This is a genomic window from Streptomyces sp. NPDC005496, from assembly GCF_042872045.1.
Taxonomy (GTDB): domain Bacteria; phylum Actinomycetota; class Actinomycetes; order Streptomycetales; family Streptomycetaceae; genus Streptomyces.
The window spans coordinates 180,075-192,675 of record NZ_JBIAJQ010000014.1 but is presented as its reverse complement, the minus strand read 5'-3'; the positions used below and the strand labels follow the sequence as shown (position 1 = coordinate 192,675).

Genomic DNA, 12,601 nt, shown 5'->3' with positions numbered 1-12,601 from the left:
CCGGGCCGCGGTCACCGCTCCCCGGCCGTGTCGCCGCTCGCGTCGGGTGTGCGCGGGGGCCGGCCGGCCAGGGCGTCCGCCGGCCAGTCCCGGGCCGCCCGCCGCAGCGCGGCGCCGTCCGCGGGCCGCGCCTGCGACAGCTCCTCCAGCTCGGACCGCACCCGCCTGCCCATCTCGGGGTCCGGCGGTACGAGCGGGTCGGTCAGCCGCCAGAGAGCGTGCAGCAGCCGGCGTGTCCGCAGATGGAGGGCGCCGTGCGTGCCGTCCGGCGGGGGCACGGCCGGGTCCGTACGGCCGAGCGCGACCGGGGTCCGCCGGTCGCGGCCGTCGGGACCGGGGTGGTACGGCGCGGAGGCGATGAACAACAGGGAGGACAGCCAGTCGCCGCAGTCGGCGCGGGCGAAGGTGTCGCGCAGGTGGGCGACCGCGCCCTCGGTGTCGCCCAGGGCCAGTTCGTGGTGCAGGCGCAGGCGGGCGCGCCCGGGGCCGCCCGCGGCCCCGGGAGGGTCGGTGTAGTGGCGGACGAGCGCGCGGTGGGCGGCCCGCCACGCGAGGCGGCCCGGGTCGAGGCGGTGCAGCCGCAGGAGCAGCAGCGCCCGCAGGAACGGGTCCCCGACGAAGTGTCCGCCGGCCGCGGGACGGCCCTCCCGCGCGAGCAGCTCCTCCAGGTCGCGCACTCCCGGGGCGCCCGAGCCGTCGGGCAGCCGTGCCGCGGCGAGGGCGTGGGCCGAGTCGCGGTCGTGGGCGGCGGCGAGCACGGTGAGCGCGTCCAGCACGCCTGCGGGCATCAGCCGGTCGAGCAGTTCCCGGTGGAGGGGGCGCGCTTCGTGGTCCCCGGGCAGCACGAGGGAGGCGGTGAGGAGCGCGCCCGGCGAGGCCGCGGCCGGGTTCTGCCGGGCGCACTCGGCGAACAGCGCGACCCCCAGCGGACTGCCCCCGGTCAGCCGGTGGACGGCGGGCGGGAGGTGCGGCGGCACCGGGACCGGCCGGCACGCGGCGCCCAGGAGGTGCGCGGTGTCGTCGGGGGCCAGCGGCGGCAGCGGGACGAGCAGCGCGCCGGAGGACGGCGAGGTGCCCGGCGTCCAGCCGGTGTGCCGGGCGAGGTCCGGGAGCGTACGGCGGGCGGCGTCGCGCAGGGCCGGGTGCGTGGGGCCGCGCAGGGCGGCGAAGAACACGGCGGGGTCGGGGAAGCCGTCGGCGCGGTCGCGCAGGACCGCCTCCATGAGCGCGAGGCCGGGCGCCGCCTGCACGTCGTCGACGAGGACGAGGGGCCGGCCGGTCCGCCTGGTGCGCTGGAGCGGCCCCGCGTAGGCGTCGTCCAGATCGGCCAGCAGGGCGCGTACGAGGTGGCGTTCGGCCCGGGCGCGGGAGTCGCCGCCCGCCCGGAAGCGGCCGGAGAGCAGGACCAGCCCGAGCTTGGGGCTGCCGCCCGCGTCCGGGCAGTCCCGGTACCAGGTGGCGCCCTTGCGCAGCCGCAGATGGGTGGGCGAGACCCCTTCGGAGAAGGCTTCCAGGGCCGCCTCGATGAGCGGTTCCACCCCCTGGCCGGTGCCGGACACCGTGTCGGTCAGCCGGGTGACGACCCGGCCGACCCAGCGCCCGGCGAGGCCCGGGACCCAGGAGCCGGAGTCGTTGAGCAGCAGGACGCGCTCGGACTCCCGCCGCACGCGGGTCTCGTCGCGGTCGCCCCAGCCGCCCGCCGCGACGGCCAGCAGCCCGCACGCGAGACGCGGGAACTGGAGGCGTCCCGCGCCGCTCACCGGCTCCGCGAGCTGTTCGGCGGCGTCGGCGAGGGCCTGTGCGACCGGCGACCAGGCTTCGGGCGGGCGGGGCGGTCCGGCGGCGCGCCGGCTGTCGGCACCGTCGATCAGCGCGACCGGAACGTGGCCGCGGAAGGACTCGCGCAGTTCGCGCAGGACGGTGGTCCCGCCCAGTCCGCGGGCGCCGGTGAGCACCACGAACGGGGAGGTCCGCGCGTGCTCCTGCGGTACCGGGCGGTGCCGGTAGGGCGTCCGGCCGACCAGCCGGGCCGCGAGTCCGGGCGGATCCGCGCCGAAGAGCGGCCCGCGCCCGCGCAGTCCGGCGCGCAGCGCGTCCTCGTCCGTCGCGGTGCGCGCTCCGCCGGTCGCCGTCGGTCCCGCCGCTGTTCCTGTCATGGCTGAGGTGAGGTGTATCAACAGCGGTGCGCGGCGCGGGGAGTTGCTTCGGAGTAGGGCACGTGCTGTCCGTTCGGCCGCGCAACGCTTTCGCCGGTCAGCCGACTGTGATCGAGTCGAGCTTCTCCCGGAGGTACACGTGGGAGTCGACCGGTTCGTGGGCGACGCGGCCGACGGGGGCGGGCACCGACTCGACCCGCGTGCCGGGGGTGCACTCGCCGAAGTACACCAGGGAGATCAGCTCCTCCGCGGGGGCGTCGGCGGGCGGCGGCAGCACGCGGTGGCGGCCCGAGCGCCAGCGGTCGCCCGTCCAGCGGGCCATCAGGTCACCGATGTTGACGGTGAACGCGGCCGGGTCGTGGGGCGCGTCCTCCCAGCCGCCGTCGTCGGTGAAGACCTGGAGGCCCCCCTTGCCCGTCTGGCGGTCGAGGATCGTCACGGTGCCGAAGTCGGTGTGCGGGCCGATGCGGAACTGGCCGGGCTCGGGGGCGCCGACGACCTCGGTGCCCGGATACCAGTTGATGTTGAAGCCGTACGTCGGGTGGGCCATGTGCCGGGTGAAGAAGTCGGGTTCCAGGCCCAGGGCCTCGCCGAGGAGGGCGAGGAGATGGTGCTGGAGGCCGCTCATCCGCGTGAGGTACTCCTCGCACGGGCCGCGCAGTCCGGGGACCTCGGCGGGCCAGACGTTGGGGGCGTACCACCGCGCGTCGAGTTCGGGGTCGCCGAAGGGCTCGTCGGTGGCGAAGGTCAGCGACTCCTTCAGGTCGGGCGGGGTCGGGGTGCCCTCGGCGCCGCCGTTGGCCTCGGCTCCCCGGCCCAGCCAGCCCCGGCCGCCGACCCGGGTGGCGTAGCGCTGCTTCACCTCGGCCGGCAGCGCGAAGAAGGCGCGGGCCTCCGCGCGGACGCGGGTGCGCAGGCCGGGGTCCACGCCGTGGCCGGTGACGAGCAGGAACCCGGCGGTGCGCAGGGCGTCGTCGACGGTGCGGGCGATACCGGCGCGGGCGTCGGCGTCCCCGGTGAGCCAGGGGCGCAGGTCGATCGTGGGGATGCGCGGGCCGGTCCGGGCCCCGGGCGCGGTGGCCGGCTCGGTGGCGTGCGCGGCGGGGTCGCGGGGGACGAGCGGGGGCCGGGGGTCACTCACCGATGTCCTCGTTCCACAGGGCCGGTTCGCGGCGGACGAAGTCGCGCATGAGGGCGACGCATTCGGGATCGTCGAGGAGGACCACCCGCACGCCGTGCTCCGCGAGCCAGTCGTGGCCGCCGTGGAAGGTCCCGGACTCCCCGATCACGACCCGGGAGATGCCGAACTGGCGCACCAGGCCGCTGCAGTACCAGCACGGCGACAGGGTCGTCACCATCGTCGTGCCGCGGTACGTCCGCTGCCGTCCGGCGGCCCGGAAGGCCGCGGTCTCGGCGTGCACGGAGGGGTCGTCGTCCTGGACGCGGCGGTTGCGGCCGCGGCCGAGGAGGGTGCCGTCCGCGCCGTACAGCGCCGCCCCGACAGGGATGCCGCCCTCGGCGAGCCCGGCGCGGGCCTCGGCGACGGCGGTGGCGAGCCACGCGCGGGCCTGTGCCTGGTCGATGGGCTCCATGCCCCCACTCTGCTGCGGCCGGACGGTCGGGGCAACGCGCGACGGGCTTCCCGTCCTCCCGGGGCTGCTCGCACCCGTGCCGGCCGTGGAGCCCTGAACCGGCGTCAGGGACGTGGGCGGCCGGGCGCGGGCCGCTCGCGGGGAGCCGTCACTCCTTGGCGTCCTCGCCCCGCTCGCGCCGCCGCAGCTCCTCCTCGCGGCGCCGCAGGCCGGCCTCCCAGTCCTTGAGGAGCGACTCGTCCTTGCGGTTCTCGGCCTTGAGGGAGTTCAGGAACTCCGGGTCGTCGTCGGGCGCGAGCTGCCGGGTGCCGTGGTTGCGGTGCCACTGGGAGGGCGTGGAGCCGTTCGCCGGGGTGTGGCGGACCTTGCCGGCCACCAGCCAGGCGATCGGACCGACCAGCACCTCGCCGAAGAGCAGGATGATGATTACCCAGACGACCTTGGGCAGGCCGCGGACCTCTTCCTCCGGCGTGTTCAGGCAGTCGATGAACGCGTAGATCCACAGTGCCAGAACCAACAGGAACGGCAGATACCTCAGCATGGCCGGACGATCCCCCACTGAACGACGGCGGGGCGACGCGGGGCCCCGGTGACGGCCACAGGGTAGCGGGTGCGGATGTCGGCCAAGGGGGCGCTGCCCGGCCCCGGACCCGGGCCGCCCGCGTCCGCCGGGTGGGGCGCGCGCGGGCGGACGGGGTGCCTCGGCGATACTGGGACGCATGGCTTACGACGATCTTCGCTCCCTGCTCCGGGCGCTGGAGCGCGAGGGCGACCTCAAGCGCATCAAGGCCGAGGTCGACCCGTATCTGGAGGTCGGGGAGATCGTCGACCGGGTCCAGAAGGCCCAGGGCCCGGCGCTCCTCTTCGAGAACGTGCGCGGCTCCTCCATGCCGCTCGCGATGAACGTGTTCGGCACCGACCGCCGCCTCCTCAAGGCGCTCGGCCTGAAGTCGTACGGCGACATCAGCGACAAGATCGGCGGCCTGCTCAGGCCCGAGCTGCCGCACGGGTTCGTCGGGGTGCGCGAGGCTTTCGGCAAGCTCGGCGCGATGACCCACGTACCGCCGAAGAAGGTGAAGGACGCCCCCGTCCAGGAGGTCGTCCTGCGCGGTGACGACGTCGACCTCGACGCGCTGCCCGCCCTCTTCACCTGGCCGAAGGACGGCGGCTCCTTCTTCAACCTCGGGCTGACCCACACCAAGGACCCCGAGAGCGGCATCCGCAACCTCGGGCTCTACCGCCTCCAGCGCCACGACAAGCGGACCATCGGCATGCACTGGCAGATCCACAAGGACAGCCGCAACCACTACCAGGTGGCGGCCCGCCGGGGTGAGCGGCTGCCGGTCGCGATCGCCTTCGGCTGCCCGCCCGCCGTCACGTACGCCTCCACCGCCCCGCTGCCCGGCGACATCGACGAGTACCTGTTCGCCGGGTTCGTGCAGGGCAAGCGGATCGAGATGGTCGACTGCAAGACGGTGCCGCTCCAGGTGCCGGCGAACGCCGAGGTCGTCCTGGAGGGCTGGCTGGAGCCCGGCGAGATGCTGCCCGAAGGCCCGTTCGGCGACCACACCGGGTTCTACACCCCGCAGGAGCCGTTCCCGGCGCTGACCATCGACTGCGTCACCATGCGCAAGCGGCCGTTGCTCCAGTCGATCGTCGTCGGCCGCCCGCCGACCGAGGACGGCCCGCTGGGCCGCGCGACGGAGAGGTTCTTCCTCCCCCTCCTCAAGATCATCGTCCCGGACATCGTGGACTACCACCTCCCCGAGGCCGGCGGCTTCCACAACTGCGCGATCGTCTCGATCGACAAGAAGTACCCCAAGCACGCCCAGAAGGTCATGCACGCCGTGTGGGGCGCCCACATGATGTCCCTGACCAAACTGATCGTCGTCGTCGACTCCGACTGTGACGTCCACGATCTGCACGAGGTCGCCTGGCGTGCCCTCGGCAACACCGACTACGCCCGCGATCTCACCGTCGTCGAGGGCCCGGTCGACCACCTCGACCACGCCTCCTACCAGCAGTTCTGGGGCGGCAAGGCGGGCATCGACGCGACGCGGAAGTGGCCCGAGGAGGGCTACACCCGGGACGGCGGCTGGCCCGACATGGTGCTGTCGGACCCGGAGACGGCGGCGAAGGTCGACCGCCGCTGGAAGGAGTACGGACTCTCGTGAGCAGCGCATCAGCGGCGATCCCGCAGCCGGGGCGCACCAAGGCGTTCCTGCGCCTCGTCATGATCGAGCACTCCGTCTTCGCGCTGCCCTTCGCGTACATCGCGGCGCTGACGGCGATGTTCGAGCTCGACGGGAACATCCACTGGGGACGGCTGCTGCTCGTCACGGTCGCGATGGTCGGGCTGCGGACGTTCGCCATGGCCGCGAACCGGATCATCGACCGCGAGATCGACGCCCGCAACCCCCGCACCGCCCACCGCGAACTGGTCACCGGCGCCATGTCGGTGAAGCACGCCTGGACCGGCGCCCTGGTCGCCCTCGTCTTCTTCCTGGGCGCGGCGGCGCTGCTCAACCCGCTGTGCCTCGCCCTCGCGCCCATCGCCGTCGTCCCGATGGTGGTCTATCCGTACGGCAAGCGGTTCACGAACTTCCCCCAGGCCATCCTCGGTCTGGCCCAGGCCATGGGCCCGATCGGCGGCTGGCTCGCGATCACCGGCGAGTGGTCCTGGGACGCGGTGATCCTCGGCCTCGCGGTCGGCGTCTGGATCGGCGGCTTCGACCTGATCTACGCCTGCCAGGACGTCGAGACCGACCGCGAGGTCGGCGTGAAGTCGGTCCCGGCCCGCTTCGGCATCCCCGCCGCGATCCGGGGAGCGCGCGTCTGTCACGCCGTCACCACCGGCCTGTTCGTCTGGTACGGGGCGGCCACCGGCGCCGGCGCGTTCTTCTGGCTCGGCCTGGTGATCGTCGCGGGCGCGTTCCTCTACGAGCACTCCATCGTGCGCCCGCACGACCTCTCCCGGCTCAACCGGGCGTTCTTCCAGGTCAACGGCTTCATCGGCATCGCGCTCTTCGTCTGCGCCCTGCTGGACCTGCTGGTGCGCGGGCTGACGGTCTAGCCGCCGGCCCGCGTCGGCGTCGTCGGCGTGAGTGCCTACCCCGCCGACGTGATCGAGTTCGTCGTCGAGGTGGTCTCGCCGAGCAGCGTCCGCCGTGACCACGAGGTCAAACCCTGGTGGTACGCCTCCCGAGGCATCGCCAACTATCTCGTCGTCGACCCGCTCGAAGGCCACTGCGTGACGATGTGGAACCCGGGCCCCGACGGCTACCGCGGGCGGGACGTCGTCCCGTACGGCGTCGATCTGACCGTGGACTCGCCCCTGGGCGAGCTGACGCTGCGCACGGACCGGCTGCCCGTGGACCCAAAGGCCCGCCGGTCCTGAGTCGATGCCGCGACGCCGGTAGGCTCGGGGTGTGAACGCAGGAGAAACACAGCGGCGGCCTTGGATCGTGGGGGTGTCCGGCGCGTCCGGAACCCCGTATGCGGCGGCCGTGCTGCGCGCCCTCCTGGACGCCGAGGAGAGCGTCGACCTGGTCGTCAGCCGGGCCTCCCGCCTCACCCTGCTCGACGAGACCGGGATCAGCTTCCGGGACGCGCACTGGCGGGACGACCTGCGCGCCTGGCTGGCCCGCGGGGCCGACGGCAAGCCCGGCACCTTCGACGCCTTCGAGGACCGGATCGACGCCGTACGCCACTGGAGCGCCGGGGACCTGGCGGCCGGGCCGTCCTCCGGCTCGTACCCCGTGAAGGGCATGATCATCGTGCCCGCCTCCACCGCCTGTGTCGCCGGAGTCGCCCTCGGCCTCTCCAAGGACCTGCTCCAGCGGGCGGCGAGCGTGACCCTCAAGGAGGGGCGCCCGCTCGTCGTCGCCGTCCGCGAGACCCCGCTGAACGGGCAGACGCTGCGTCACCTCGTCACGCTGGACGACGCGGGCGCGGCCGTCGTCCCCGCCTCACCCGCGTTCTACGCGGGCGCCACGCACATCCAGGACCTGGTGGACTTCGTCGCCGGACGGGTCCTCGACGCGGCGGGCGTCGAGCACCGGCTCTACCGCCGCTGGAAGGGCGAACTCGGCGGCGGTTCCCACGGCACCACCTGAGCACAGCACGTCATCAACTTTCAGGATCTCTTCAGCGGAAGGCTATCGATCGCATGGACGCGGTGGACAGGCAGCTCATCCAGGCCCTGAGGGAGAACGGCCGGGCCTCCTACGCGGAGCTGGGACGCCTCGTCGGACTGTCGGGACCCAGTGTCACCGACCGGATCAACCGGCTGGAGGCCGCCGGGGTCATCACCGGTTACCGCGCGACGGTCGACTCCGCCTCGCTCGGTCTCGGCGTCACCGCCCTGATCGGCATCTCGCTCTCCGACGCCGCCGACCACGAGGACGTGGCGCGCCGGCTGAAGGACCTCACCGAGATCGAGGACTGCTGGTTCATCGCCGGCGACGACTCGTTCATGCTCAAGGTGCGCTCCAGCGACGTGGACGGACTGGAGAAGACCATCCGCCGGCTGTCCGGCACCAAGGGCGTCTCCCGGACCCGTACGACGATCGTGCTCTCCACGAAGTGGGAGAACCGCGTCGGCGAGCTGCCGGAAGAGGAGTAGGGCGCCGAAAGCGCCTGATGGGGGCCGCTCGCCCGCGATCCGCGGGGGAGTACCGTGGACTCGGTTCGTCACAGGGAGAGGTACACGCATGGATGTCGGGCTCAAGCGCGAGCTGGAGGACAAGGTCCGGGCCGGTGAGCGGCTGACCCGCGAGGACGGCATCGCGCTGTACGAGTCGGACGACCTCGCCTGGCTCGGCGGTCTCGCGCACGAGGTGCGGACGCGCAAGAACGGCGACGTCGTCCACTTCAACGTCAACCGTCACCTGAACATGACGAACGTGTGCACCGCCTCCTGCGCGTACTGCTCGTTCCAGCGCAAGCCGGGCGAGAAGGACGCGTACACGATGCGCATCGAGGAGGCCGTCCGGCTCGCCAAGGCGATGGAGGGCGAGAACCTCACCGAGCTGCACATCGTCAACGGCCTGCACCCGAACCTGCCGTGGCGCTACTACCCGCGGTCGCTCAGCGAGCTGAAGAAGGCCCTCCCGGACGTCTCGCTGAAGGCGTTCACCGCGACGGAGATCCACCACTTCGAGACCATCTCCGGGCTGAGCGCCTCCGAGATCCTCGACGAGCTGATCGACGCCGGTCTGGAGTCGCTGACCGGCGGCGGCGCCGAGATCTTCGACTGGGAGGTCCGCCAGCACATCGTGGACCACCGCACGCACTGGGAGGACTGGTCGCGCATCCACCGCCTCGCGCACGAGAAGGGTCTCAAGACCCCGTGCACGATGCTGTACGGCCACATCGAGGAGCCGCGCCACCGCGTGGACCACGTGCTGCGGCTGCGCGAACTCCAGGACGAGACCGGCGGGTTCCAGGTCTTCATCCCGCTGCGCTACCAGCACGACTTCGTGGACGTGAAGGACGGCAAGGTCCGCAACCGGCTCCAGGCGCGCACGCAGATGGCGACCGGCGCCGAGGCCCTCAAGACCTTCGCGGTCTCCCGGCTGCTCTTCGACAACGTGCCGCACGTGAAGGTGTTCTGGGTCATGCACGGCGTGCAGACCGCCCAGCTCGCCCTCCAGCACGGCGCGGACGACATGGACGGCTCGGTCGTCGAGTACAAGATCACGCACGACGCGGACAACTACGGCACGCCGAACAAGCTGACCCGCGAGGACCTGCTCGACCTGATCCGCGACGCCGGTTTCCGCCCGGTCGAGCGCAACACCCGGTACGAGATCATCCGCGAGTACGACGGTCCCGACCCGGCGCGCCGCGAGTCCCCCCAGCCGATGCGGGTCTGACCCTCCGATGGGACTGACCTTCCGCCTGGACCCGCCCGTGGGCCCGGAGCTCCGTGACGGCGTGCTAGCGCTGTGGACGGACGTCTCCAACGCGGGCGGTTCCGTCGGCTTCGTACCGCCCGTGACGGCCGAGGACATCCGGCCCGAGTGGCTCAAGCACCTCGCCGCGATGACCGAGCGGCGCACCCGCCTCCTCGTCGGTCACGACGAGGACGGCGCGGTCGCCGCCACCGCCTTCCTCGCCCTCAACACGCACCGGCTGATGCGGCACTGGCTGTGGCTCTACACGGTGATGGTGCACCCCCGGCACCAGGGCCGCGGCTACGGCCGTGACCTGCTCGCCGCCGCCGCGGAGGCCGCCGCCACCCTGCCCGGTATCGAGGCGGTACGGCTCACCTGCCGCGGCGGCGAGGGCCTGGAGCGCTTCTACGCCTCCTGCGGCTACCAGGAGGTCGGCCGGGTGCCCGGCGCGATCCGGGTCGCGCCCGGCGACGACCGCGACGACGTCACGATGCTGCTGCCGCTGGCCGCCCCCGGCGAGCGAGCCCCCGGCGAAAGATCCGCTTTGGGGCGTGCTTCACTGGAGAGTGCCCCTTCGGGACCTCCCCGCGCCCCCGGGAACGCGGGAGGGGAGATCCCCACGGAACGGAAGAGTGGATTGAGATGCTCCGCTACACACTGATGCGCCTCGGTGTCTTCGTGGCTTGCTTCGTGGTCGTCTGGGGCCTCGTCTACTCCGGCATCGCCCCGCGCGGCCTCGGCGACTCCAACTACATGTGGGTCGTCCTGCTCGCCCTGGTGATCTCCGCACCCATCAGCTTCGTCGTGCTGCGCGGCGAGCGCGACCGCGCCTCCGCGCAGGTCGTGGCCCGGGTCGACCGCGCCAAGGCCAACCTGGAGCGCAACCGCTCCCAGGAGGACGTCGTCGACGACGCCGCCCGGGGCGCGCACGGCGGCGCTTCCTGACGTTCCGCTCCGCCCCCGGGCGCGAGCGGCCGATCGTACGCTTGCCCGTATGGGTGCTGTGAAGAACAAGCGGATGCCGCGTGCGGTGCGGGAGCAGCAGATGCTCGACGCCGCCGTACAGACCTTCGGGCAACGGGGGTACCGGGCCGCGTCGATGGACGAGATCGCCGATCTGGCGGGCGTGTCCAAGCCGTTGGTGTACCTGTACCTGAACTCCAAGGAAGACCTGTTCACGGCATGCATTCGGCGTGAGGCGAAGGCGCTGACCGCGGCGGTGCGGGCGGGGGTGCGGGCGGGGCTGCCCGCCGACCGCCAACTCTGGGAAGGGCTGCGGGCGTTCTTCGAGCACACCGCGCGCAACCCCGACGGGTGGGCGGTGTTGCACCGGCAGGCCCGTACGCACGGGGAGCCGTTCGCCGCCGAGGTCACCGCGATGCGGGAGGAACTCGTCGCGTTCGTCACCCAGTTGATCGTCATCGCGGCCCGTGAGGCGCACCGGGATCCCTCGCTCGCCGAGCGCGAGGTCGCCGGGCTCGCGGAGGCCCTCGTCGGTGCCGCCGAGTCGCTCGCCGCATGGGCCAACGCGACGCCGGGCGTCTCCGCCAAGCAGGCGTCGGCGACCCTCATGAACTTCGCCTGGGCGGGGCTCGGAGAGCTGATGGCGGGGCGTCCCTGGTCGCCGCCGGCGGAGCACTAGCCGTCCGCCGGGAGGGCGCCGAGGTCGCGGGCCTCGCCCGTCAGGTGCAGGCGGTCGCCCTCGCCCCGGAGCGCGAAGGACGTCCCCTCGGACGTGTACGTCACCGTGCCCGGGAGCAGGACCGGGGCCTTGAACTCGGCGCGCACGTGCACCGGACCGTCGCTGGGGTGCTCCGCCAGACAGCGGGCGACCGTCCACATGCCGTGGGCGATGGCCCGGGGGAAGCCGAAGGGGCGGGCGGTGAGGGGGTGCAGGTGGATCGGGTTGCGGTCGCCGGAGACGGCGGCGTAGCGCCGGCCGGTGTCGGCTCCGACCCGCCAGGTCGCCATGACGGGCGGGCGCCCGGCCTCGGACGACGTGGGGTTCTGCTCCCTGGGCGCCGTCGGTGGTGGGGTGGGACCGGTCTGGCGGGGTGTGCGGTGGCGGGCCAGGTAGGTGCTGCGGGACTCCCACACGACGGTGCCGTCGGTGCCGGCCTTGGTCACGACGACCGCCTGCGTGCCCCGGTGATGGGGCGTCAACTCCTCCACGTACGTGGTGAGTTCGTACTCCGACGTGGTGCCGAGGGGCTGGTGCCGGGTGATCTCTATCGAGGTGTGCACCAGGCCGAGGAGCGGTAGCGGGAACGAGCGGGCCGCCATGAGCCGCATGGCGAGCGGGAAGCCCAGGACGTGCGGGTACGTCACCGGGAGGGCGTCGGCGCCGGTCACGAAACCGCACACGCGCTCGTAGGCCGCGAGCCGGGCCAGGTCGATGCGGACGCCGGGCAGGGTGAGGCGCGTCGGCGTGTGAACGACCCCGGGGCGGGGCCGCCGCTTCAACAGGGAGAGGGCGGCACCACGGGCGAGAAGGGGAGTGAGCGCGGGGGGCGCGTCGAGGACGGTGGTGCGGTTGTGCACGGGGGCTCCTGGCGTGGGTGCGGTGTGGTGGGCGTCGGGGCGCTGGCCGTCCGGTGGGTGGGTCGGGGCCGTGCCGGTACATCCGGCCGTCGGTAGGTGGTGTCGGCGTCCGTCACCAGCGTTCCTCGGTTGCGTACGTCCCCGTCTCGACGGCCATTTGATGTACCGGCACGGCCCCTTCGGTGCGATGGCGACTGCGGGCCGTGGGGGCTGAGCCGAGGGGGCGCCGGCCCGGTGGCTCGGGTGCGGGCCGGTGGGCGACGCCAACCTGGCGGACGGGCATGCGGCGTGGGGTGGCGCCCACCCACCCGGCTGGCGCCGGCGGACCGGCCCCCTCCAGCGCGCCAGGCGTGCGGCGTGGGGCGGCAGTCTGCCGCATGAGCTGCGGGCAATCGTGCCGCTGGGGCGATGGGGG

General features: G+C 73.2%; 13 protein-coding genes and 1 pseudogene. 9 read left to right on the top strand and 5 right to left on the bottom strand.

The features are described from left to right. Nucleotides 1-11: 11 nt before the first annotated feature. From ACFYQQ_RS35085 to ACFYQQ_RS35070, 4 genes are all read right to left on the bottom strand, one after another. Nucleotides 12-2,156: a hypothetical protein gene (locus ACFYQQ_RS35085; RefSeq protein ID WP_388906588.1), complete on the bottom strand. Its 2,145-nt coding sequence runs from the start codon at nucleotides 2,154-2,156 to the stop codon at nucleotides 12-14. A 97-nt stretch (nucleotides 2,157-2,253) separates the two neighbouring features. Beyond that, nucleotides 2,254-3,204: a 2-oxoglutarate and iron-dependent oxygenase domain-containing protein gene (locus ACFYQQ_RS35080; protein ID WP_356167254.1), complete on the bottom strand. Its 951-nt coding sequence runs from the start codon at nucleotides 3,202-3,204 to the stop codon at nucleotides 2,254-2,256. 85 nt (nucleotides 3,205-3,289) lie between these two features. Further along, nucleotides 3,290-3,748, bottom strand: a complete 459-nt coding sequence (locus tag ACFYQQ_RS35075) for a nucleoside deaminase (protein WP_355783991.1) — start codon at nucleotides 3,746-3,748, stop codon at nucleotides 3,290-3,292. A 148-nt stretch (nucleotides 3,749-3,896) separates the two neighbouring features. Beyond that, a complete protein-coding gene (locus ACFYQQ_RS35070) occupies nucleotides 3,897-4,289 on the bottom strand; it encodes a PLD nuclease N-terminal domain-containing protein (RefSeq protein WP_355783989.1) in 393 nt (130 codons plus the stop codon). A gap of 178 nt (nucleotides 4,290-4,467) precedes the next feature. Between ACFYQQ_RS35070 and ACFYQQ_RS35065 the strand changes: the two genes are divergently transcribed. From ACFYQQ_RS35065 to ACFYQQ_RS35025, 9 genes and pseudogenes are all read left to right on the top strand, one after another. Beyond that, a complete protein-coding gene (locus ACFYQQ_RS35065) occupies nucleotides 4,468-5,922 on the top strand; it encodes a menaquinone biosynthesis decarboxylase (protein WP_355783986.1) in 1,455 nt (484 codons plus the stop codon). Further along, nucleotides 5,919-6,821 carry a menaquinone biosynthesis prenyltransferase MqnP gene (gene mqnP, locus ACFYQQ_RS35060; protein ID WP_355783983.1) on the top strand — a complete coding sequence of 301 codons (903 nt, stop codon included), beginning with the start codon at nucleotides 5,919-5,921 and terminating at the stop codon, nucleotides 6,819-6,821. Before ACFYQQ_RS35065 ends, mqnP begins: the two co-directional genes overlap by 4 nt. 27 nt (nucleotides 6,822-6,848) lie before the next feature. Continuing rightward, the gene (locus ACFYQQ_RS35055) at nucleotides 6,849-7,145 is read left to right on the top strand and encodes a Uma2 family endonuclease (RefSeq protein WP_355783980.1); all 297 of its coding nucleotides are present in this window, start codon (nucleotides 6,849-6,851) and stop codon (nucleotides 7,143-7,145) included. Between the two features lie 31 nt (nucleotides 7,146-7,176). Then, nucleotides 7,177-7,863, top strand: a complete 687-nt coding sequence (locus ACFYQQ_RS35050) for a UbiX family flavin prenyltransferase (protein ID WP_355783977.1) — start codon at nucleotides 7,177-7,179, stop codon at nucleotides 7,861-7,863. Nucleotides 7,864-7,916: 53 nt separating this feature from the next. Then, complete coding sequence (locus tag ACFYQQ_RS35045) at nucleotides 7,917-8,372, top strand: Lrp/AsnC family transcriptional regulator (protein ID WP_121405402.1); 456 nt, start codon at nucleotides 7,917-7,919, stop codon at nucleotides 8,370-8,372. A gap of 88 nt (nucleotides 8,373-8,460) precedes the next feature. Then, the gene (gene mqnE, locus ACFYQQ_RS35040) at nucleotides 8,461-9,624 is read left to right on the top strand and encodes an aminofutalosine synthase MqnE (RefSeq protein WP_355783973.1); all 1,164 of its coding nucleotides are present in this window, start codon (nucleotides 8,461-8,463) and stop codon (nucleotides 9,622-9,624) included. A 7-nt stretch (nucleotides 9,625-9,631) separates the two neighbouring features. Next, nucleotides 9,632-10,150: pseudogene (locus ACFYQQ_RS35035) on the top strand (GNAT family N-acetyltransferase); the annotation flags it as partial. 137 nt (nucleotides 10,151-10,287) lie between these two features. Next, a complete protein-coding gene (locus ACFYQQ_RS35030; protein WP_355783970.1) occupies nucleotides 10,288-10,590 on the top strand; it encodes a DUF4229 domain-containing protein in 303 nt (100 codons plus the stop codon). A 49-nt stretch (nucleotides 10,591-10,639) separates the two neighbouring features. Continuing rightward, entirely contained in the window at nucleotides 10,640-11,287 is a 648-nt protein-coding gene (locus ACFYQQ_RS35025; RefSeq protein ID WP_355783967.1) for a TetR/AcrR family transcriptional regulator, read from the top strand. Here ACFYQQ_RS35025 and ACFYQQ_RS35020 read toward each other — a convergent pair. After that, nucleotides 11,284-12,186, bottom strand: a complete 903-nt coding sequence (locus tag ACFYQQ_RS35020) for a MaoC/PaaZ C-terminal domain-containing protein (protein ID WP_355783964.1) — start codon at nucleotides 12,184-12,186, stop codon at nucleotides 11,284-11,286. The genes ACFYQQ_RS35025 and ACFYQQ_RS35020 overlap by 4 nt on opposite strands. Nucleotides 12,187-12,601: the final 415 nt, after the last annotated feature.

Excerpts from the sequence above, each read along its gene's own strand:
- ACFYQQ_RS35085 (WP_388906588.1), bottom strand. The coding sequence starts at position 2,156 with ATGACAGGAACAGCGGCGGGACCGACGGCGACCGGCGGAGCGCGCACC.
- ACFYQQ_RS35075 (WP_355783991.1), bottom strand. The coding sequence starts at position 3,748 with ATGGAGCCCATCGACCAGGCACAGGCCCGCGCGTGGCTCGCCACCGCC.
- ACFYQQ_RS35070 (WP_355783989.1), bottom strand. The coding sequence starts at position 4,289 with ATGCTGAGGTATCTGCCGTTCCTGTTGGTTCTGGCACTGTGGATCTAC.
- ACFYQQ_RS35065 (WP_355783986.1), top strand. The coding sequence starts at position 4,468 with ATGGCTTACGACGATCTTCGCTCCCTGCTCCGGGCGCTGGAGCGCGAG.
- ACFYQQ_RS35045 (WP_121405402.1), top strand. The coding sequence starts at position 7,917 with ATGGACGCGGTGGACAGGCAGCTCATCCAGGCCCTGAGGGAGAACGGC.
- mqnE (WP_355783973.1), top strand. The coding sequence starts at position 8,461 with ATGGATGTCGGGCTCAAGCGCGAGCTGGAGGACAAGGTCCGGGCCGGT.
- ACFYQQ_RS35030 (WP_355783970.1), top strand. The coding sequence starts at position 10,288 with ATGCTCCGCTACACACTGATGCGCCTCGGTGTCTTCGTGGCTTGCTTC.
- ACFYQQ_RS35025 (WP_355783967.1), top strand. The coding sequence starts at position 10,640 with ATGGGTGCTGTGAAGAACAAGCGGATGCCGCGTGCGGTGCGGGAGCAG.